Source organism: Zavarzinia compransoris (genome assembly GCF_003173055.1).
GTDB lineage: Bacteria > Pseudomonadota > Alphaproteobacteria > Zavarziniales > Zavarziniaceae > Zavarzinia > Zavarzinia compransoris.
In genome coordinates this window covers 604570-624044 of sequence record NZ_QGLF01000002.1, presented here as the reverse complement: position 1 = coordinate 624044, position 19475 = coordinate 604570, and the positions used below count along the sequence as shown (strand labels likewise).

Here is a 19475-nt window from a genome sequence, read left to right as displayed (position 1 = left end):
TTCTCGGAATCCTCGCACCTGGCGTGGCGGCCTGGCAGATCCGTTCGTCCGGCACGTCGAGGGGACCTCGACCGCCGAAGGACATGAATGACAAATTTTGCTATTTTATGCCATCGGCCATGGCGAGCAGGCGGAGGCTATCGTGAACCTGAACGTTTCCCTGACGGACGAACTGGTAAAATTCGTCAAATCCAAGGTCGCCGCCGGTCGCTACAGCTCATCCAGTGAAGTGGTACGCGAAGCGCTGCGCCTCATGGAAAAGACGGAGCGGCAGGAGGCGGAAAAGCTGGCGCTTTTGCGGGCGGCCTGGAGAGAGGGTCTCGATAGCGGCGACGCTGGCGAGATTGATTTCGACGCCCTGAAAGAAGAAGCCCGCGCCCGTCTGGCGGGACGCAAAGGCTAGGCGTTTGGTCCCGGCATTGGATGGGTTGGATTGAGCCTGAACTTTTCGGCCTCGACCGTCCGCCGTATAGATATTTCGTAAGTCCCGACACTCTATGTACTGCTGATGGTGCGCTTGAAAGGCTGAAAGGACCTGGAATGTCTGCCCCAGGGGCACCGAGGGCGGCAAACGGTCTCCGGGGGAGGGGGATATGCGCATCGATGTATTGAAGCACCCGTTGAGACTAATGCTGATCTGCGTCTCTTTGATGGGGGCAGGATGCGGGGAAGGAAAGCGGCCGTATGCGATGGTGCATATGTGCGTGGTCAATGATGACGGTGTTTCCACTTTTAAACATGTGATGAGAGAGATCGCCGCTTCGGAAGGAATGGAATTCGTCGATGGAAGCGCGAGAACCGACAAGGAATTAAAGATCATAAATCCTGACGGAAAGTATAATTTCATCAATGGCGGAATTATCAATGTCGGGATGCAGGGGAATGGGATCAGCCTGAGCGCGACCAATTTAGGGCTGTTGAAATACCAAATTGCGATTGGTTTTTCTGGTGACGCGGAAAGGGAACAGACGGCAGAGTTTGTTCAAAGGGTGGTGGGACCCCTTTCCAGGCATTGGGTTGTTGAGTTTGTACCAAGTGACCAGGGGGTGTTTAAGATGGACGAATGTGGGGAGTGAGAGGCCGTCGCCGGGACGATCTAAACCACCCCAGAGCGGACGTCCTTGTAAGTCCATCTTATTTTGCTCAGCACGGTTTCGTCGTCCGTGTCGATCTCATAGAACGTGCTGTCGATTGCCCGGATGATCACCCACGCCTTGTTTGATTGCGTAGGTGCCGAGCCGACGAACTCCCCCCAAATCACCTGCCGCGTATTTTCGGCCAAGGCGGTTAAATCGGCGCCCGAAATTGCGGCGTTTCTTTGCGCCAATATTTCAAGCTGTTCGCCACCTTCGCCTGTAGCTTCAAACCATTCGCGCCCAGGCTCGGACGACTTGACTGTCGTGACAGTCCAAGTTGCGTCCAAAGACCGAGGCGCAAACAGATGCAGCAAATCCCTGAGATCAAGCGCCAGTACTCGCTCTCTCAGATCGTAAATCCTGAGCGTTGCCACGGCATCCCCCGGCTCCAATGCCGCATTCGCCCCAACACTGTGTCAACATGGCCTAATTGACGCGGCGTTCGCGGCCCACCCAATAGGGTTCGCGCAATTCCCGCTTCAAGAGCTTGCCCGAGGCGTTGCGCGGCAGGTATTCGACGAAATCGACCGAGCGCGGCACCTTGTAGCCGGCGATCCGGGTGCGGGCGAAGGCGATGATCTCGTCGGCGTCGGGGCGGCTGTCGGGCTTCGGCACCACCACCGCCTTCACCGCCTCGCCCCATTTGTCGTCGGGCACGCCGATGACGGCGACGTCGGCGACATCCGGATGGCCGAACAGCGCGCTTTCGATCTCGGCCGGGTAGATATTCTCGCCGCCCGAGACGATCATGTCCTTCACCCGGTCGTAGATATAGACGTAACCGTCCTCGTCCAGATAGCCGGCGTCGCCGGTGTGCAGCCAGCCGTCGGCGTCGATCGTCTTGGCGGTCGCATCGTCGCGCTTCCAGTAGCCGGCCATGGTCGCGCGCGAGCGGGCGCAGATCTCGCCCACCTGGCGCGGCGGCAGGGCGTTGCCGTCGGCGTCGATCACCTTGACCTCGACCCCGACCTGGGGCTTGCCGGCGCTGCGCATGCGCTCGTTGCCCGCGGGGTCGTGGTCCTCGGCCGGCAGATAGGTGCAGAGACCGCAATTTTCGGTCATGCCGTAAAGCTGCACGAAGCCGCATTTGAACACCGCCAGCGCCTTCCGCAGCAGGTCGAGCGGGATGGGCGAGGCACCGTAGAGGATATATTGCAGCGACGAGAAATCGGTGGTCGCCGCCGCCGGATGCTGCAGGAGGAACAGCAGCACGGCGGGGACATAGAAGACCTTGGCGATCCGGTATTCCTCGATCTGCCTGAGGACGAGGCCGGGATCGAAGTCCCGCGTGATCACCATGGTGGCGCCGGCATAGATGCCGAGGAAGGCCGAGCCGGTGCCGCCGATATGGAACAGCGGCATGGCCACCTGCCCCACGTCCTCGGCACTCCAGGTCGCCCAGGCTTCGGCCGATTCCTCGCGCAGGGGAACATTGCCGAGGAAATTATAATGGGTGAGCATCACGCCCTTCGGATGGCCCGTGGTGCCCGAGGTATACATCTGCAGGACCGTGCCCTTCGGCCCCGTTTCCCGCCTCGGGTCGGCGGCCGTGTCGAAGGGGGCGAGGAAATCGGCGAAGCCCGGCCAGTCGCCGGCGGCGGGGCCCATGACCACGATTTTCCGCACCGTCTTCAGCTCGGTGCCGAAATAGCGCAGCGCCTCGACGAAATCCGGGCCGACGAACAGGACCTCCGCCTCGGCATCGTTCAGGATGAAGGTGATCTCGGGCGCGGCCAGGCGCCAGTTCACCGGCACCAGGACGGCGCCGATCTTGGCCGTGCCGAACAGCAGGGCGAAATAATCGGCGGCATTCTTGTCGAGCACGCCGACGCGGCCGCCCGCCTTCACGCCCTCGGCCTCGAGGGCGGCGGCGCAGGCGGTCGCGGCGTGGTCCAGCTCGGCATAGGTGATCTTGCGGTCGCCCTCGATCAGCGCGACCTTGTCGCCCCGCAGGCGGGCGTGCAGGCGCGGCACATCGGCCAGAGTCTGGATGTCCGGATAGTAAGCCATTGTCTTCTCCCCGAGCCGCGGCTTGCCGCCGCGTCGCACTTTCTTGTTGTCGCGCGAGTTTATGGGCGTGGCCCGCGCGCCTCAAGTCGCGAAATCCGATTCCGCCGCGTTTCGCCGGCGCGGGGCTTGGTGTAAGCATGTCTGCCCGCCGTCCGCGAGATCCGATGATGCATCGCTCTGTCCTGAAGCCTGCCGCCGTTGCCCTGCTTGCCCTTCTGCTCACATTTGCCGCCTGGTGGTGGCCGAACCGGCCGGTCGCCCTGCCCAACCCTTACGACGGCGTGATCGAGAGCGTGTCCTTCGCCCCCTTCCGCGGCACCCAGAGCCCGCTGACCGGCAATTTCCCCTCGGAAGCCGATATCGCGACGGCGCTGGACGCCCTGATCGGCAAGGCGGCGGGGGTCAGGACCTATACCGCCCTCGAAGGCATGCAGGCGGTGCCGGAACTGGCCAAGGCGCGCGGGCTGAAGGTTTTCGCCGGCGCCTGGCTCGGCCCCCTGCCCCGGGTCAACCAGAACGAGATCGCCAGCCTGATCGACCTTGCCAACCGCTTCCCCGGCACGATCGAGCGGGTGCTGGTCGGCAACGAGGTCCTGCTGCGGAAAGACCTGCCGGTCGAGAAACTGATCGAGCATATCCGGACGGTGAAGGCGGCGGTGAAACAGCCCGTGACCTATGCCGACGTCTGGGAATTCTGGCTGCGGAATCCCCAGCTGGCCGGGGAAGTCGATTTCATCACCATCCACATCCTGCCCTATTGGGAGGATTTTCCCCTGCCCGTCGAGGTCGGCAACGGCCATGTCGCCCATATCCTGGACGAGGTGCGGAAGGCCTTCCCGGACAAGCCGGTGGTGATCGGCGAGATCGGCTGGCCGAGCCACGGCCGCGACCGCGAGAAGGCGGTGCCGGGCCGGGTGCAGCTTGCCACCTTCATCACCAATTTCCTGAACAAGGCCCGGGCGGAGGGCATCCGCTACAATGTGATCGAAGCCTTCGACCAGCCGTGGAAAAGCGGCCAGGAAGGCACGGTCGGGGCCAATTGGGGCCTGTTCGACGAGAACTGGCAGCCGAAGTTCGACCTGTCGGGCCCGGTGGTCGAACTGCCGCAATGGAAGCTCGGCTTCGCCGCCGGCGCCCTGCTGATCCTCGTCGTCACCGCCATGCGGCGGGAACGGATCGCGGGCTATTCCCCTGCCCGCCTGATCGCCGGCGGCGCGTTGCTGGCGCTGGCCGCCTATGCCGGCAGCCGGGCCGGGCTGGAAGCCTGGCTCTTCGCCTATATGCCGGGGCCGGAACTCTGGGCCGCGGTCAAGGCGGCGATCGCCATCGGCCTTGCCCTGACCTTCGCCGCCACCTGCTTCCGCCTGCTCAGCGACGACCCGCGCCTGCCCGCCGGGGGCTGGACCGTGGTCGGCGGGCAATTGCTGCTGCTGCTGGCGACCGTGCTCGGCTTCGCGCTCGGCCTGCTGCTCGTGGTCGGGGTGACCGACGACATCCTGGTGCCGATCCTGCCGCAGGGCACGGTCAGCCTGCTGTGGCCCCTGCTGCCGGTCGACGGCCGCTATCGCGATTTTCCCACGGTCTATGTCGGGCTGGCCGCCCTGGCGCCCCTGGTGGTCGCCCTGCTGGCGGCCTGGACCGGGCGCGACCGTTTCCTCGACCGCCTCGCCTTCGGGCGGGTGTTCGGCACGGTCCGGGCCGGCCGGCCGAAAGGGCGGGGCTGGGTCGCCGGGCTGGCGGCGGCGGGGTTCGTCGCCCAGGCCGTCGCCTTGATCGCGATCGAGACCCCGGACAATGTGGAGGCTTGGTATTGGGCGGCCTGCCTCGCGCTCTTCGCCCTGCCGCTGGCGGCGTCAGTCCGCCGCCAGTGGATCGAATAGGCCGCGCGGGTCCTCGACCGCGACCAGCCAGAGGTCCGGGTCGCGCCGGGCCGCCCGCTCCAGCCGTTCGGCCAGGGCGGGCGGATCGAGCGGGGCACCGCCATCGGCAGCCGCCCAGACCAGGCGGCCCGCCCCGTCCCGCACCCGGTCGAACAGCCGGCTGCCGGCGGCGAAGCGATCGACCACCAGCATGATGCCGCCCGCATCCTCGTCGCCCTTGCGCATGACCAGGGCGGAAAGGCCCGCCACCTCGGCCCGGCGGATCAAGGCCTGGACGACGAGGCGGGATTTCAGGCGCGGCACATCGGTCATGGTCACCGTCTGCGGCGCGGGCCGCGGTTACGCCTTCAGCTTGGCGGCGATGGTCGCCACATGCTTGCCCTGGAACCGGGCGATCTGCAACTCGTTGGCCGAGGGCTGGCGGCTGCCGTCCGGGCCGGCGATGGTCGAGGCGCCATAGGGCGAGCCGCCGGTGATCTCGTCGATCTTGGAGAGGCCCGGCTCGGCGAAGGGCACGCCCACGATCACGAAGCCATGGTGCAGCAGGGTGGTGTGGAACGACAGGATGGTCGATTCCTGGCCCGCGTGCTGGGTGGCGCTGGAGGTGAAGACGCTGCCGACCTTGCCGATCAGCGCGCCCTTGGCCCAGAGCCCGCCGGTCTGGTCGAGGAAATTGCGCATCTGCGCCGTCATCATGCCGAAGCGGGTGGGCGTGCCGAAGACGATGGCGTCGTAATCCGCCAGTTCGGCCGGGCTCGCCACCGGGGCGGCCTGGTCCGGCTTCATGCCGAACTGCTTCATCAGGTCCGCGTCCATCAGTTCGGGCACGCGCTTCACCGTGACCTCGACCCCGTCGACCGCGGCAGCGCCTTCCGCGACCGCGCCCGCCAGGGTTTCGATATGGCCATAGCTGGAATGGTAAAGCACAAGAACCTTGGTCATTGTCGTCGTTCCTTCCGTCGAAACTCGTGAACGGAAGGTAGGCCCCGGCGACACCCTTGATAATCCGCCCGCAGGGAACATAATCATTCACGCTTTGGAAACAGTGGAGCGAGCGTGATGGATCGGCTGGCCGCCATGACCGTGTTCCGCCGGGTGGTGGAACTCGGTTCCTTCGCCGGCGCGGCGCGGGATCTCAACCTTTCCAATGCCGCGACCAGCAAGCATGTCGCCGCGCTCGAACAGCACCTCGGCGCCCAATTGCTGCACCGGACGACACGGCGCCTGTCGCTGACCGAGACCGGCCAGGCGGTCTACGAGCGCTGCGTCCGCCTGCTCGACGATGTCGGCGATCTCGAACAGGCGGTCGGCCAGATGGAAGCCCAGCCCCGGGGCCGCCTGCGGGTGAATGCGCCCATGTCCTTCGGCCTGACCGACCTTGGCCCGGTGCTGCCGCGCTTTCTCGAACGCTATCCGGAGATCACGGTCGAACTGATCATGAACGACCGGCTGGTCGACCTCGTCGAGGAAGGTTTCGACGTCGGCATCCGCATCCGCACCGACCTCGGCGATACCAGCATGATCGGGCGGCGCCTCGGCGGCGTGCTGCCGGTGGTCTGCGCCTCGCCCGCCTATCTGGCGGCGCGCGGCACGCCGCGCACCCCGGAAGACCTCGCCGGCCATGACTGCCTGCATTACACCCTGTCGGCGACCGGGGACGACTGGCTCTTCCGCAACGGCGCGGGCGAGGAGCGGCGCGTGCGCATCAGGGGCCGGCTGTCCGCGAACAACGGCGACGTGCTGCGCAATGCCGCCGTCGCCGGCCTCGGCATCTGGCGGACGCCGGATTTCCTGGCCGAACTCGACGTCGCGGCCGGAAAGCTGGTGCCGCTCGATCTCGGCGGCTTCAGCCTGGCCGGCCATTCGATCTATGTGATCTATCCGCCCGGGCGCCACCTCAGCCCCAAGGTCCGGGCCTTCGTCGATTTCCTGGTCGAGACCGTGGGGGCGCGCTGCCGCAGCCGCGGCGCCCCTTAAGGGTGGCGCCGCGCCTCCTCTTCCTCGACCAGTTCCTTCTTGGACAATTTGCCGACCGGGGTCTTCGGCAGTTCGGCCCGAACCTCGAGGGCGGCGATCATCTCGTGCTTGCCGAGGCGGGATTTCAGGAAATCCTGCATCGCGGCCAGGGTCACCGTTTCCGCCCCCGGCTTCAGGGTGACGAAAGCCTTGGGCGCCTGGCCGCGGTAATCGTCGTGGATGCCGATCACCGTTACCTCGGCGATGGCGGGGTGTTCGTAGATCACCTCCTCGATCACCCTCGGATAGACGTTGAAGCCGCCGCACAGGATCATGTCCTTGGTGCGGTCGACGATATGGACGTAACCGTCCCCGTCCATCCAGGCGACGTCGCCGGTGCGGAAATAGCCGTCGGCGGTGAAGGCTTCGGCATTGGCGGCCGGCTTCTTCCAATAGCCCTTCATGACGTTCGGCCCGGCGATGCACAATTCACCGCGCTCGCCGAAACCGACCTCGCGGCCGGGATCGGCGACATCGACGAACTTCAGCCGGGCATGGGGCACCGGCACGCCGCAGGAACCGGGCTTCACCGGCCCCCGGGCGGGGGTGAAAGTGCCGGTCGCCGTGGTCTCGGTCATGCCCCAGCCCTCGGTCAGGCGGCAGCCGGTCAGGCGCTGAAAGCGGTCGGCCAGTTCCACCGGCAGGGGCGCCCCGCCGGTGCCGCAGAACTTGAGGCTGGTGAGATCGGCCCGGGCCATGGCCGGGTGGTTCAGCAGCCCGGCATACATGGTGGGCACGCCGGGGAAGAAGGTGATGCGTGCCGCCGTCAGGGTCTGCAAGGCCGCCTCGGCCTCGAATTTCGGCTGCAACACCAGGCGTGCCGCGATGGCAATGCCCAGCAGCATGTTGACCGACAGGGCATAGATGTGGAACAGGGGCAGGACCGCCAGGATCCGCTCCGCCCCGATCTCGAACAGGGGCGCGTCGCCGGAACAGAGTTCCAGCAATTGCGCCTGGGCCGCGGTCAGGTTGCCGTGGCTCAGCATCGCGCCCTTGGGCAGGCCGGTGGTGCCGCCGGTATATTGGAGGACGGCGATGGTCGCCGCCGGATCGGGCACGGCATGGGGAACGAGGTTCCCCGCATTGTCCAGCAGGCGGCGGAACGGCAGGTGCCGGTCGTCGTCGGGCACATCCGCCGTCTGGCCCGCCGCCTTCAGAAAGGCGGCGACGGTTTCCGGCTCGGGCGAAAAATCGCCGAGATTGCCGACCACGAGGCGCTTCAGCCGCGTCCGGCCGAGCAACGCCGCCATCTGCGGGTAGAGCAGCTTGAGGTCGAGGGTGACGAGAATATCGGTCTCGCTGTCCTCGACCTTGTGTTCCAGTACCCGGGCGGCATCGAGGGGCGAATAATTCACCACCGTGCCGCCCGCCGTCAGCACGCCGAAGAAGGCGATGACGTAGTGCGGGCAGTTCGGCAGGTAGAGCCCGACATGGACCCCGGGCCCGACGCCGAGGGCGCGGAACCCGGTCGCCGCCTTCAATACCAGCGCCTGCAATTCGCCATAGGAAATGGCGGCGCCATTGAACTCCAGCGCCACGCGATCGGGATGATCCCGCGCGGTGCGGGACAGGATGTCCTGCACCGGCCCCGCCGGCAGGGGCATGTCGAAACGCACCCCCGGCGGATAGGATCCGAGGAAATTCCAGGCCTTCGCCGACGCCGCCTCGCTCATGCCGGTCTCCCCTCTCAGGCGATGCCTGCCGCTTGTTGCAGGTCCTTCAGGGCCTGTTGCAGCAGGGCGTCGAAATGATCGATGTCGGGCACCGTGTCGTGGTCGGCGGTCAGGCCGTAATCGATGCTGTCGCAATAGCTCATCAGGGTGATGTTCAGCCCGACGCCGTGGAACGGAATGCTGACCGGGTAGTTCGCCCGCACCCGCATGCCCGCGAAATAGAGCGGGACGGGCGGCCCCGGCACGTTCGAGATCACGACGTTGAAGGCCGGGGCGTGAAAGCTCTGGATGCCGAAATTCTCGTAGAGCCGGGCCGCCCGGGCCATCAGGGCGGGCGACGGCAGGCGCGCCCAGTCGCCCATGAGGTCGGCCGGCAGGGCGCGCATCTTTTCCTTGGCCACCCCCATGTCCTCGCTGATCCGGCGCAGGCGCAGCAGGGGATCGGCGATGTCGGTATGCAGCGCAGCGCGCAGGAAGGTGACATGATTGCCGCCCGTGCCCTTCTGCTCGTCCGCCCGCGTCGACATGGGCACGCCGGCGATCAGGGCATGATCCGGCAATTCCCGCCGTTCCTCCAGATAGCGGCGGAGCGCCCCGGCGCAGAGGCCGAGCACGACATCGTTCAAGGTGACGCCCAGCGCCTTCCGCAAGGCCTTGATCGCGGCCAGCGGAAAGCCGCCATAGGCATAGGAGCGGCGGGCGGTGATCTGGCGGTTGAAGCGGGTGCGCGGGGCAAGGCCCATGACGCTGCGCGTCGCCTCGCCCTGGAGGATCATCTTGCCGCGGTCGATCGCCTCGCGTCCCAGGCTGGCCAGGGCCGGCATGGTGGTCTTCAGCAGGCGGAAGGAATCCGCCGGCCGGCGCGACAGGGATTTCGCCGTGGTGAACAGGCGCCGCGTCAGCGAGGGAATGTCGTCCGGCTGCCAGGGTTTCGCCGGCGGCGGCAGGCGCGCCGGCTCGGGCGAGAGGTCGAGCAAGGTCGACAGGATCTCCGCGCCCGAGACGCCGTCGATCGCGGCATGGTGCATCTTGGTGACCACCGCAAGGCGGCCGCCCTCCAGCCCTTCGACGACATGAAGTTCCCATAGCGGCAGGTTGCGGTCGAGGCGGGTCGCCGCCAGTTCGCAGACGAGCGCCGCGAGCGCCGCCCGGTCGCCCGGGCTCGGCAGGGCGCGGCGGCGGAGGTGATGGACGAGGTCGAAATCCGGGTCCTCGATCCAATAGGGATGGTCGAGGTCGAAGGGCGTCATCAGCAGGCGCCGGCGCATGGGTGGAATGTGATCGAGCCGGCTTTCGACCAGGTCGAAAATGGCGCGATAGCTGTCCTGCGGCGCCTGCCCCGCCGGCGGTTCCAGGATGACCACGCCGCCCACATGCATGGGGCAGGTATTGGTTTCGAGGTTGAGGAAAGTGGTGTCGAGGCCGGACAATTGCTGCATGGCTCAGCCCTCCCCCCGCGCCGGCGCGGGATAGACCAGGCGGCGCCAGCCGCTGCGCGCGAAGGGGGTCCATGCCCCCTCGGGCTGGGCCAGGCGGTCGGCGATCGCCAGCAGCACGGCGGGATTATGGCCGAGGCCGGAATGGCTGCCCGGCACCTCGATATTCTCCACCCGTTCGCCCGCGGTCTCGATGCAGCGCTGCCAGGGCACGATGCCGTCGGATTTCGTGTAGATGCTGGTGACCGGCTGGGGCGGGGTCTGGCGCAGGCGGGCGCGCAATTGCGGATCATCCTGCCGCCGGCCGCTGAGGAACTGGTAGAGGCGCTTCACGTTGGAGACATCCGCCGTGCCGGCGAAGGGACTGCCTAAGGTGATCACCTGGCGCACCCGTTCGGGCGCGAGCTTCGCCAGTTCCCGGGCGTAGAGGCCGCCGGCGCTCCAGCCGATCAGGCTGACCTTGCGGCCGTGGCGCTCGTGCAGGTCGGCCAGGCGCTCCTGCAAGGCGAAGAGAAGGCCGGGCTGGCCCGTGTTCCGCCCCGCCTTCCAGCCATGGGCATGATAGCCGCGCCGGCGCAGGAAGCGGCGCAGCGGCACGGTGGAACCGTCGCCGGCGGCAAGCCCCGGCATGACCAGGACCGGGTGGCCGTCCCCGGCCGGGGCCCGGTCGAGGATCGGCCTCGCGGCGAGATAGCCCCAAAGCTCCGGCAGCGCCCGCAGTTCGAGGGCGAGCAGCAGGGGCGAGGGCGGACGTTCGGCGGCGGTGCTGCGCATCGGGTTGCCTGTCTCCTGGGGGGGAAATCGTGAAACGCAAAGCAACCCGGAACGTCGATCAGTGGTGTGCCGCCTTGGCGCCGCGGCCGGCGACGGCCGGGGCCACCGCATCGTGGATGCGCGGCCAGATGCCTTGCTTGCGCCAGCGGGCATAGCGGTTGCAGACCGTGGCATAGGGGCCGTAGTGATTGGCCGGCCAGTCGCGCCAGCGCCCGCCGGCATGCAGCATGTGCAGGATGCCGCTGATGATGCGCCGGTCGTCGGCGCGCGGGGCGCCGCGCCCGCCGCTGGGCAGCAGGGGTTCGACCTTCTCCCAGGCTTCGTCGTTCAGCCAGAAGAGTTGCTTCATGCCTTACGCTCCTCTTTACCGTCGGATCAGGTTGCGGAAACGCCGCCGTCGACCGCCAGCAACTGGCCGGTGATGTGACGCGAGGCGTCCGAAGCGAGAAACACCGCCGCGCCCTTCATGTCTTCCTCGCCGCCGAGACGGCCGAGCGGCGTCGCCTCGACCACATGCTGGGCGAAGCGGTCGAGCAGGCCCTGGGACATCTTCGAGGGGAAGAAGCCCGGGCAGATGGCGTTGACGTTGATGTTGTAGCGCCCCCATTCCGCCGCCAGCGCGCGGGTGAAATTCACCACGGCGCCCTTCGACGTGTTGTAGGCGATCGTATGCATGGACAGCGCGGGCGGATTGCCGCCCAACCCGGCGATCGAGGCGATGTTGATGATCTTGCCGCCGCCCTGGGGGATCATGGCGCGCTTGCCCACTTCCTGCGACAGGCGGAACAGGCTGTCGATGTTGAGGGTCATCACCTTGTCCCAGGCGGCGGGGGGATAATCCTCCGCCGGGGCGCCCCAGGTCGCCCCCGCATTATTGACCAGGATGTCGATCCGCCCGAAGCGGGCGAGCACGGCCTCGACCAGCGCCGCCGCCGACTGCCCGCTCGGATCGCCGAGGTCGGCCGGCACCGACAGGGCGTCGATGCCCGCCGCCGCCAGCGCCGCTTCCGCCGCCGCCAGTTCGGCCGGCTTCCGCGCCGCGATCGCGACCTTGGCGCCCATCTCGCCCAAAGCCTCGGCCATCTGGAGGCCGAGGCCGCGCGAGCCGCCGGTGACCAGCGCCACCTTGCCGGAGAGATCGAACAGGGCCTTCACGCTCATGGCTACTCTCCGGGTTACTGGGTGCGCTGGAGTTCGAGCTTGCCGATCTGGTTGCGGTGAACCTCGTCCGGCCCGTCGGCGAGGCGGAGCGTGCGGGCGCCGGCATAGGCATAGGCGAGGCCGAAATCGTTGGAGACGCCGCCGCCGCCATGGGCCTGGATCGCCCAGTCGATGACCTTGCAGGCCATGTTGGGGGCGGCCACCTTGATCATGGCGATTTCCTTGGCCGCCACCTTGTTGCCGTAGCGGTCCATCTTGTCGGCCGCGTTCAGCACCAGGAAACGGCACTGGTCGATCATGATCCGGGCTTCGGCGATGCGCTCCAGGGTCACCGTCTGCTGCGCCACCGGCTTGCCGAAGGCGATGCGGCTCTTCACCCTTTTGCACATTTTCTCGAGCGCGCGTTCGGCCAGGCCGATCAGGCGCATGCAATGGTGGATGCGGCCCGGCCCCAGGCGGCCCTGGGCGATCTCGAAGCCCCGCCCCTCGCCCAGCAGCATGTTCGAGAGCGGCACGCGCACATTCTCGAACAGCACCTCGCCGTGGCCATGGGGCGCATCGTCATAGCCGAAGACCGGCAGGTGGCGCAGCACGGTGACACCGGCCGCATCGCGCGGCACGATGATCATCGATTGCTGGGCATGGCGGTTCGGGTTGCCCGGATCGGTCTTGCCCATGAAGATGAAGACCTTGCAGCGCGGGTCGTTGGCGCCCGACGACCACCACTTGCGGCCGTTGACGACGTAATGATCGCCGTCACGCCGGATCGAGCTTTCGATATTGGTCGCGTCCGAGGAAGCGACATCCGGCTCGGTCATGGCGAAGCAGGAGCGGATCTCGCCGGCGAGCAGCGGGGCCAGCCATTGCTTCTTATGTTCCTCGGTGCCGTAACGCTCCAGGACTTCCATGTTGCCGGTGTCGGGCGCCGAGCAGTTGAAGACTTCCGGCGCCCAGGCGACGCGGCCCATGATCTCGCAGAGCGGCGCATATTCGAGGTTGGTGAGCCCGGCGCCGCGCGCGGATTCGGGCAGGAACAGGTTCCAGAGCCCCGCTTCCTTGGCCTTGGCCTTCAGTTCCTCGATCACTTTGGTCGGCTGCCAGCGGTCGCCGTCCGCCACTTCCGCCTCGAAACGGTGTTCGTTCGGATAGACATGCTGGTCCATGAAGGCGGAGACCCGATCCATCAGGTCCTTCGTCTTGGCCGAATATTCGAAATCCATGATCGCGGTCCTTCAGCGCCGGCTGGCGCGCAATGTATTGGTCGGCAGGCGGTCGCCCAGGATGTCCTGCATCCGGATCTCGATCGCCTGTTTGATGGTCGGATGGGTGATGATGTAGAAGCGCCCTTCCCTCACCCCTTCCAATGTAATCCGTGCAATATCGGCCGCGGTCAGGCGGCCGGCGGCGATCGCCTTGCGCATCTGTTCGGCATAGGCTTCGCCCAGCGGATTGGCATCGGCGAGATCGGCCGGGCGGTGCCGCTCGGAATGGCCGATGCCGGTCTGCACGAAGGCGGGGCACAGCACCGAGACGCCGATCGGCAGGCCGTCCAGCGCCAGTTCGTGGTGCAGGCACTCGGACAGCGTCACCACCCCGTGCTTCGAGACGCAATAGACGCTCGATCCCGGCGGCGAGACGAGGCCGGCGGCGGACGCCGTATTGACGATATGGGCCGGCTCGCCTTGCGCCAGCATGCGCGGCACGAAGCTGCGGATGCCGTGGACGACCCCCATGAGGTTCACGTCCAGCACCCATTTCCAATCGTCGAGCGTGGTGGTCCAGGTCGGCCCGGAGACCGCGACGCCCGCATTGTTGAACAGAAGATGGGCCGCGCCGAAGCGGGCATAGGTCGCCTCGGCCAGGCCCTCGACGTCATTCGGTTTCGAGACGTCGCAACGCCGCGTCACCGTTTCGGTGCCGGCGGGCAGCAGGGCGATGGTCGCCCCGATGCCCGCCTCGTCCAGATCGGCCAGCGCAAGCCGCATGCCTGCACCTGCGCATTGGATCGCCAATTCACGACCGAAGCCACTGGCTGCCCCGGTGATCACGGCAACCTTGTTCGCCAGATCCTGCACCCTACTCTCCCCCGCTTTTTTCTTTTTTTCCGCCGGTCTTGTCGCCGTTGGATTGCCTGCAGCCTAGCGGATGGATACCCTGCGTCTAATGAATGTTTTTAAGCGGGATCCATAAATATCATGCATATCAGCAGATTGGACCTGAATCTCCTGGTGGTGCTGGACGCGATCTTCACCGAGGGCGGCATCACCCAGGCCGCGGCCAAGCTGAACCTGACCCAGCCGGCGGTCAGCCATGCCCTGGCCCGGCTGCGCGACGTCCTGGGCGATCCCCTGTTCGTCCGCGCCGGGCGCAGCCTGACCCCGACGCCTTTCGCCCGCGGCCTGATCGAGCCGATCCGGGGCAGCCTGCGCGGCCTGGAGATCGCGCTCTCCGAAGCCGCCCATTTCGACCCGGCGACGACCCGGCGCCGCTTCGTCCTCGGCATCCGCGACGTGCTGGAGGCGCGCATCCTGCCCGCCCTGCTGCACCGGATCACGGCGGAAGCGCCGGGAATCGACCTGTCCGCCATCCATATCGACCGCCGCGAGCTGGAAGCGGAACTGGCCGCCGGCCGGGTCGATGCCGCACTCGACATCTGGCTCGGCCTGCCCGAGCGGATTCACCGCCGCCTGTTGATGGAGGACCGCTTCGTCGTCATCGCGCGGAGCGGACACCCGGCCATCAAGGGGCGGATCGATCTCGACACCTATCTCGCCCAGCAGCATGTACTGGTCTCGGCCCGCACCACCGGGCCCGGGCTCGAAGATATCGAACTCGCCCGCCTCGGCCACAGCCGCCATGTCCGCCTGCGCTGCCAGCATTATTTCGCCGGCTGCCGCGTGGTCAGCCAGACCGACCTGATCCTGACCATGACCGAACATTACGCCCGCATCACCAACCGGCCCTTCGCCAACCAGATCCTGCCCTTCCCGCTGCCGGCCCCGGGGCTGGACGCCTATCTCTATTGGCATGCCAATGTCGAGAACGACCCCGCCAACCACTGGCTGCGGCAGGCGATCGCCGAAACCATGGCTTCCCTGCCCGAACGGGACTTATAGGCACCTTCCCCCCCAACGCCCCACGACGCCCCTGGCCGCAGGGCGAGGCAAATATCAGCCCACCCAGTTTTCCACCTGCAGCGCGCCGACCCTCGTGAACTCGCGGGTGTTGGCTGTCACCAGAATCGCACCAAGTGCTGAGGCATGGGCGACGATCAGCAAGTCGTTGGGACCGATGGGGGTCCTCGCCTTCTCCAGTTCAGAGCGGATGCCGGCATATTCGCTGTCGGCGGGCAGATCGAGCACCATGACCTGGAGGGCGCCAAGAATGGCTTCGATCTGCGCCAGCAATCTCGGCGATCCCTTCCGGGCGCAGCCATAGCGAAGTTCGGCGGCGGTGATGATGCTGACGCAGATCGCATCGGCGCCGACCTCGGCTATTCGACCGGCGACCGGGCCGCGGGGATTGCGCGCCAGCGCCGACACGACATGGGTGTCGAGCATGTAGAGCCGGCTCAAAGGTCGATGTCCGGTGCGGGCAACAACATGCTGTCGATGTCGGGGAATTGGTCTTCGGGCGGCAGGGGGTCCAGGCCGGCAAGGATATCGAGCAGGTTCTTCCGCGGAACCGGCTCGATGATGAGCCGGTTGCCTTCCCGGTGTATCAGGACCCTGTCGCCCGGCAGTTCGAAATCGGCAGGGATGCGCACGGCCTGGCTCTTGTTGTTGCGGAAGAGTTTGGCCTCCCTGGGCGGGGTCGTGTCGCTGGATCGAGGGGCGGACATGGCGGCTCCTTGCATATGCATAAACATATACACGGCGACGTGCCGGGGCGCCATGTCGCGCCTCGTTAAAGCGTCAGCCTCGGATTTGGGGTAATTGGTTGCAATTGCATCCGAAACGAAAGCATCTCCACTGCGAGTCCCGCTGCCGGACTGCCTACCCTGCCCTTGATGCGCCGCACAATCGCGGGGCATGGACGGTCAGGGTGCAACCCGATGAGCCTTGCTTTTCAGACAGACGGCGCCCGCGCCCCCGTCGCCGCGCCCGCGCTGGCGGCGGGCGAGGTCCATGCCTGGATCATCGACCTGGAATTGGCCGCCGGCACCCTGGAAGACACTGAATTGCTTACAAGTTTGTGGGAAAGGGAGCGGGCGGCGCGGCTGCGCCGGCCGCTGGACCGCCGGCGCTTCCTGCGCGGGCGGGCGGCATTGCGGCGGGTGCTGTCAACCTATGCGGGCCGCCCGCCCGCCGGGCTGGTGCTGGCGGCCGACGACCAGGGCCGGCCCTTCGCCCCCGATCTCGGCCATTTCGACTTCAATTCATCCCGCAGCGGCAATTATGCCACCATCGCCATCGCCCGCGGCGGCCGGGTCGGCATCGATATCGAGGCGGTCGAGCCGGGCTTTCCCTGCCGGCAATTGGCCCGCAGCTTCTTTTCCGCCGCCGAGAACGAGGTTCTCGACCGCCTGCCGCCGGACCGGCTCGCCGCCGGCTTCTTCCAGGCCTGGGTCTCGAAGGAAGCCTGCGTGAAAGCCTGGGGCATGGGCCTGTCGCTGCCGCTGGCCGGCTTCGACGTCGAGGCCGACCCGGCCCGCCCGCCCGCCCTGCTGCACCACCGGCAAAGCGAGGCGCCGCTCTGGCTGGCCGCACTGGCGGGGCCGGTGGGCCATGCCGTCGCCTTGGCCGCCGACCGGCCGATCGGCCCGGTCAGGATCATGCAATTGGGCTATCATGACCTCGCCGCGGGCGGCCGGGCATGAACCGGCCCCGCGCCGTCCTCCCGCCGTTCCCGATCACAGGGTAGATTTGATGCGCATCACCATTCTTGCCGTTGGCACCCATGGCGACGTCCGCCCCTTCATCGCCCTGTCCCACGGCCTGCAAGCCCGCGGCCATGAAGTCACCATCACCACGGGCCGGAACTTCGAGGGCCTGATCCGGGGCGCCGGCATCGGCTTTTCGCCCATGACGGCGGATTACGAAAAGCTGATGCGCAATTCGCCCGAGATGGTCGAGGCCGGCAACAACCTGTTCAAGGGCACGAAGCTGATGCGCCGCCTGCTGATGGACATGGCGTCCCACTGGGCGGAGGAAGGCCGGGCCGCCTGCAAGGACACGGACCTGATCATCGGCCAGGGCTCGGGCACCGTGCTCGCCCTGTCCCTGGCGGAGGCGCTGAAGGTGCCCTCCGTGCAGGTGCAGTTCCAGCCGATCACGCCCTGCCGCGACATTCCGCCGGTCATGCTGCCGCCGATGCCGTTCCGCCTGCCGGGCTTCCTGAACATGGGGCTTTACCAGGGCCTGCGCTTCACCATCTGGCAATTGTTCAAGGATGCGATCAACGATGTCGTGCGCAAGGACCTGGGGCTGAAGCCGGTAACCTATTCGGAACTTTATTTCGACGATAATCCGGACCGGCGCCGCGTGCTCTATGCCTACAGCGAGCAGGTGGTGCCCCGGTCGCGCGACTGGACGGCGATGGCCCAGGTGACCGGCTATTGGTTCCTGGACGAGGCCGATGCCTGGACGCCGCCGGAAGACCTTGCAAACTTCCTCGCCGCAGGGGACAAACCGGTTTACATCGGATTCGGCAGCATGTTGACCCAGAAAGCAGAGGACGTGACGCGCAAGGTCCTGACCGCGGTGAAGGAAACCGGCTGCCGCGCCGTGCTCGCCACCGGCTGGGGCGGGCTGGCCGCCGATCCGGCGCTGGCCGATCCCAATGTCTTCGTCCTGAAATCGGCGCCGCACGACTGGCTGTTCCCGCGCATGGCCGCCGCCATCCACCACGGCGGCGCCGGCACCACGGCCGCCGCCTGCCGCGCCGGCATTCCGTCGCTGATCATGCCCTTCATCACCGAACAGGCGTTCTGGTCGGCCCGGCTGGAGGAAAAGGGCATCGCCGCGCCGCGCCTGAACCGCAAGACCGTCACCGCCCGCGATTTCCAGCGCGGCCTTGCCCGCCTGCTGGACCCCGCCATGAAGGCGCGGGCCGAGGCGCTGGGCACGAAAATCCGCGCCGAGAACGGCGTCGAGCGGGCGATCGCCCAGCTGGAAGCCTGGAACCTGCTGCCGAACGCGGCCCCGCAACCGGCGGAAGACCATGCCCTTGCCTGAGCTTCGCCTTCGCGCCCGGGCCGCCGCCCTCTGGCAGGGCCTGCGCCGTTATTGGGCGGGCCTCGACCTGCGCACCCGCATCATCCTGGGCGGCATCGGCGGCGGCGTGCTGATCGGCCTGCTGGTCGCCGGCGCCGCCGGCCGGGGCAGCGGCTTCGCCGATCTCGGTGCCGAGGCGGTGCCGGTCGTCGTCGGCACGGTGGAACGGGTGCCGGTGCCCGTCTTCTTCGACGGCATCGGCACGGTCCAGGCCTCGAACACGGTGCAGGTGCGCCCGCGGATCGACGGCGAGATCCTGGAGATCGGCTTCCGTGAGGGGCAGGAGGTCAAGGCCGGCGACCTGCTGGCCCGCATCGACCCCCGGGCCTATGAAGCCAATTTCAAGCAGGCCGTCGCCAATCTCGCCCGCGACGAGGCCCAGCTGGCCGACGCCCGCTCGAACCTGCGCCGCCTGACCGAGATCGGCGAATTCGCCAGCCGCAAGTCGGTCGACAACCAGCGCGCCCTGGTCATCCAGTACGAAGCCCTGGTCGCCGCCAGCAAGGCGTCGGTCGATCATGCCCGGGCACAGCTGGACGATACCGTGATCCGCGCGCCCATCGACGGGCGCACCGGCATCCGCAATGTCGATATCGGCAATATCGTTCATGCCGCCGACGCCAACCCGCTGGTCACCATCACCCAGTTGCAGCCGATTTCGGTCGTCTTCACCCTGAACGCCGACCTGCTGCCGGAAATCCTGGACGGCATGGCCGCCGGCGCCCTGCCGGTCGCCGCCTTCGCCAAGGACAACAAGACCCTGCTGGCCGAGGGCAGCCTCGACCTCGTCGACAACCAGATCGATCAGGCCACCGGCACGGTGAAGCTGAAGGCGACCTTCGCCAACGACGGCCAGCGCCTGTGGCCGGGGCAATTCGTCAATGCGCGGCTGCGCGTCTCGATCTACGAGGGGCTGAGCGTTGCCGCCACCGCGATCCAGCAGGGCCCGAACGGCGCCTATCTCTGGACCATCGACGGCGAGGGCAAGGCCGGCATGCGCTCGGTCGTCGTCACCCGCCAGCAGGACGGCCGCGCCCTGATCGCGACCGGCCTTGCCGCCGGCCAGAAGATCGTGATCGACGGCCAGTACAAATTGCAGCCGGGCGTCGCCACCACCCCCGCCGCCCCGCAGCCGGATGCGCCCATCGCCGGCTCCACCGCGCCGGATGCCTGA

Annotated in this window: 21 protein-coding genes; 8 read left to right on the top strand and 13 right to left on the bottom strand. The window is 67.1% G+C overall.

Features of this window, described 5'->3' with window-relative positions; all coding sequences use genetic code 11:
* The first annotated feature begins 142 nt into the window (after positions 1–142).
* Together DKG75_RS08735 and DKG75_RS08730 are read left to right on the top strand one after the other, a co-directional pair.
* A complete protein-coding gene (locus DKG75_RS08735) occupies positions 143–403 on the top strand; it encodes a type II toxin-antitoxin system ParD family antitoxin (RefSeq protein WP_109921072.1) in 261 nt (86 codons plus the stop codon).
* A gap of 190 nt (positions 404–593) precedes the next feature.
* On the top strand, positions 594–1076 hold the full coding sequence (locus DKG75_RS08730) for a hypothetical protein (RefSeq protein WP_133636836.1): 483 nt from the start codon (positions 594–596) through the stop codon (positions 1074–1076).
* Positions 1077–1096: 20 nt separating this feature from the next.
* Here DKG75_RS08730 and DKG75_RS08725 read toward each other — a convergent pair whose 3' ends face one another.
* Together DKG75_RS08725 and DKG75_RS08720 are read right to left on the bottom strand one after the other, a co-directional pair.
* Positions 1097–1510 carry a hypothetical protein gene (locus DKG75_RS08725; RefSeq protein ID WP_133636838.1) on the bottom strand — a complete coding sequence of 138 codons (414 nt, stop codon included), beginning with the start codon at positions 1508–1510 and terminating at the stop codon, positions 1097–1099.
* Positions 1511–1562: 52 nt separating this feature from the next.
* Positions 1563–3146 (bottom strand): fatty acid--CoA ligase, encoded by a 1584-nt coding sequence (locus tag DKG75_RS08720; RefSeq protein WP_109920696.1) that lies wholly within the window; start codon positions 3144–3146, stop codon positions 1563–1565.
* A gap of 164 nt (positions 3147–3310) precedes the next feature.
* On the opposite strand from DKG75_RS08720, the gene DKG75_RS08715 reads away from it, so the two are divergent.
* Positions 3311–5026 (top strand): glycoside hydrolase family 17 protein, encoded by a 1716-nt coding sequence (locus tag DKG75_RS08715; RefSeq protein WP_166646398.1) that lies wholly within the window; start codon positions 3311–3313, stop codon positions 5024–5026.
* Here DKG75_RS08715 and DKG75_RS08710 read toward each other — a convergent pair.
* Both DKG75_RS08710 and wrbA read right to left on the bottom strand, forming a co-directional pair.
* Positions 5000–5338, bottom strand: a complete 339-nt coding sequence (locus DKG75_RS08710; RefSeq protein WP_109920694.1) for a DUF1491 family protein — start codon at positions 5336–5338, stop codon at positions 5000–5002. The two genes, DKG75_RS08715 and DKG75_RS08710, sit on opposite strands and share 27 nt — an antisense overlap.
* A 27-nt stretch (positions 5339–5365) precedes the next feature.
* Positions 5366–5968, bottom strand: coding sequence for an NAD(P)H:quinone oxidoreductase (gene wrbA / locus DKG75_RS08705; RefSeq protein WP_109920693.1), 603 nt, complete (start codon positions 5966–5968; stop codon positions 5366–5368).
* A 117-nt stretch (positions 5969–6085) separates the two neighbouring features.
* Between wrbA and DKG75_RS08700 the strand changes: the two genes are divergently transcribed.
* Complete coding sequence (locus DKG75_RS08700; protein WP_109920692.1) at positions 6086–7003, top strand: LysR family transcriptional regulator; 918 nt, start codon at positions 6086–6088, stop codon at positions 7001–7003.
* On the opposite strand, the gene DKG75_RS08695 is transcribed toward DKG75_RS08700, so the two are convergent.
* Genes DKG75_RS08695 through DKG75_RS08665 form a run of 7 tightly spaced genes read right to left on the bottom strand, consistent with a single transcriptional unit; the run spans position 7000 to position 14161 of the window.
* Positions 7000–8715: a long-chain-fatty-acid--CoA ligase gene (locus DKG75_RS08695; protein WP_109920691.1), complete on the bottom strand. Its 1716-nt coding sequence runs from the start codon at positions 8713–8715 to the stop codon at positions 7000–7002. The genes DKG75_RS08700 and DKG75_RS08695 overlap by 4 nt on opposite strands.
* A 14-nt stretch (positions 8716–8729) precedes the next feature.
* Positions 8730–10154, bottom strand: coding sequence for a WS/DGAT/MGAT family O-acyltransferase (locus DKG75_RS08690; protein ID WP_109920690.1), 1425 nt, complete (start codon positions 10152–10154; stop codon positions 8730–8732).
* 3 nt (positions 10155–10157) lie between these two features.
* Positions 10158–10925, bottom strand: coding sequence for an alpha/beta fold hydrolase (locus DKG75_RS08685; protein WP_109920689.1), 768 nt, complete (start codon positions 10923–10925; stop codon positions 10158–10160).
* Between the two features lie 58 nt (positions 10926–10983).
* A complete protein-coding gene (locus DKG75_RS08680) occupies positions 10984–11274 on the bottom strand; it encodes a transposase (protein ID WP_109920688.1) in 291 nt (96 codons plus the stop codon).
* Positions 11275–11300: 26 nt separating this feature from the next.
* Positions 11301–12086 (bottom strand): SDR family oxidoreductase, encoded by a 786-nt coding sequence (locus tag DKG75_RS08675; RefSeq protein ID WP_109920687.1) that lies wholly within the window; start codon positions 12084–12086, stop codon positions 11301–11303.
* A 14-nt stretch (positions 12087–12100) separates the two neighbouring features.
* The gene (locus tag DKG75_RS08670) at positions 12101–13306 is read right to left on the bottom strand and encodes an acyl-CoA dehydrogenase family protein (protein ID WP_109920686.1); all 1206 of its coding nucleotides are present in this window, start codon (positions 13304–13306) and stop codon (positions 12101–12103) included.
* A gap of 12 nt (positions 13307–13318) precedes the next feature.
* Positions 13319–14161 carry an SDR family NAD(P)-dependent oxidoreductase gene (locus DKG75_RS08665; RefSeq protein WP_109920685.1) on the bottom strand — a complete coding sequence of 281 codons (843 nt, stop codon included), beginning with the start codon at positions 14159–14161 and terminating at the stop codon, positions 13319–13321.
* Positions 14162–14281: 120 nt separating this feature from the next.
* Here DKG75_RS08665 and DKG75_RS08660 point away from each other — a divergent pair, with 120 nt between their 5' ends.
* Positions 14282–15202, top strand: coding sequence for a LysR family transcriptional regulator (locus tag DKG75_RS08660; RefSeq protein WP_109920684.1), 921 nt, complete (start codon positions 14282–14284; stop codon positions 15200–15202).
* Positions 15203–15256: 54 nt separating this feature from the next.
* On the opposite strand, the gene DKG75_RS08655 is transcribed toward DKG75_RS08660, so the two are convergent.
* Positions 15257–15661, bottom strand: coding sequence for a type II toxin-antitoxin system VapC family toxin (locus DKG75_RS08655; RefSeq protein WP_109920683.1), 405 nt, complete (start codon positions 15659–15661; stop codon positions 15257–15259).
* Entirely contained in the window at positions 15658–15981 is a 324-nt protein-coding gene (locus DKG75_RS08650; protein ID WP_425086474.1) for an antitoxin, read from the bottom strand. The genes DKG75_RS08655 and DKG75_RS08650 overlap by 4 nt, the downstream gene beginning before the upstream one ends.
* 159 nt (positions 15982–16140) lie before the next feature.
* Here DKG75_RS08650 and DKG75_RS08645 point away from each other — a divergent pair, with 159 nt between their 5' ends.
* Genes DKG75_RS08645 through DKG75_RS08635 form a run of 3 tightly spaced genes read left to right on the top strand, consistent with a single transcriptional unit; the run spans position 16141 to position 19475 of the window.
* On the top strand, positions 16141–16905 hold the full coding sequence (locus tag DKG75_RS08645; protein WP_166646399.1) for a 4'-phosphopantetheinyl transferase family protein: 765 nt from the start codon (positions 16141–16143) through the stop codon (positions 16903–16905).
* Between the two features lie 49 nt (positions 16906–16954).
* Positions 16955–18262 (top strand): glycosyltransferase, encoded by a 1308-nt coding sequence (locus DKG75_RS08640; protein ID WP_166646400.1) that lies wholly within the window; start codon positions 16955–16957, stop codon positions 18260–18262.
* Positions 18255–19475, top strand: a complete 1221-nt coding sequence (locus DKG75_RS08635; protein ID WP_166646401.1) for an efflux RND transporter periplasmic adaptor subunit — start codon at positions 18255–18257, stop codon at positions 19473–19475. Before DKG75_RS08640 ends, DKG75_RS08635 begins: the two co-directional genes overlap by 8 nt.

Coding starts and splice junctions, on each gene's coding strand:
- DKG75_RS08730 (WP_133636836.1), top strand. CDS start 594: ATGCGCATCGATGTATTGAAGCACCCGTTGAGACTAATGCTGATCTGC.
- DKG75_RS08720 (WP_109920696.1), bottom strand. CDS start 3,146: ATGGCTTACTATCCGGACATCCAGACTCTGGCCGATGTGCCGCGCCTG.
- DKG75_RS08715 (WP_166646398.1), top strand. CDS start 3,311: ATGATGCATCGCTCTGTCCTGAAGCCTGCCGCCGTTGCCCTGCTTGCC.
- DKG75_RS08710 (WP_109920694.1), bottom strand. CDS start 5,338: ATGACCGATGTGCCGCGCCTGAAATCCCGCCTCGTCGTCCAGGCCTTG.
- wrbA (WP_109920693.1), bottom strand. CDS start 5,968: ATGACCAAGGTTCTTGTGCTTTACCATTCCAGCTATGGCCATATCGAA.
- DKG75_RS08700 (WP_109920692.1), top strand. CDS start 6,086: ATGGATCGGCTGGCCGCCATGACCGTGTTCCGCCGGGTGGTGGAACTC.
- DKG75_RS08695 (WP_109920691.1), bottom strand. CDS start 8,715: ATGAGCGAGGCGGCGTCGGCGAAGGCCTGGAATTTCCTCGGATCCTAT.
- DKG75_RS08690 (WP_109920690.1), bottom strand. CDS start 10,154: ATGCAGCAATTGTCCGGCCTCGACACCACTTTCCTCAACCTCGAAACC.
- DKG75_RS08685 (WP_109920689.1), bottom strand. CDS start 10,925: ATGCGCAGCACCGCCGCCGAACGTCCGCCCTCGCCCCTGCTGCTCGCC.
- DKG75_RS08680 (WP_109920688.1), bottom strand. CDS start 11,274: ATGAAGCAACTCTTCTGGCTGAACGACGAAGCCTGGGAGAAGGTCGAA.
- DKG75_RS08675 (WP_109920687.1), bottom strand. CDS start 12,086: ATGAGCGTGAAGGCCCTGTTCGATCTCTCCGGCAAGGTGGCGCTGGTC.
- DKG75_RS08670 (WP_109920686.1), bottom strand. CDS start 13,306: ATGGATTTCGAATATTCGGCCAAGACGAAGGACCTGATGGATCGGGTC.
- DKG75_RS08660 (WP_109920684.1), top strand. CDS start 14,282: ATGCATATCAGCAGATTGGACCTGAATCTCCTGGTGGTGCTGGACGCG.
- DKG75_RS08650 (WP_425086474.1), bottom strand. CDS start 15,981: ATGGCGCCCCGGCACGTCGCCGTGTATATGTTTATGCATATGCAAGGA.
- DKG75_RS08645 (WP_166646399.1), top strand. CDS start 16,141: ATGAGCCTTGCTTTTCAGACAGACGGCGCCCGCGCCCCCGTCGCCGCG.
- DKG75_RS08640 (WP_166646400.1), top strand. CDS start 16,955: ATGCGCATCACCATTCTTGCCGTTGGCACCCATGGCGACGTCCGCCCC.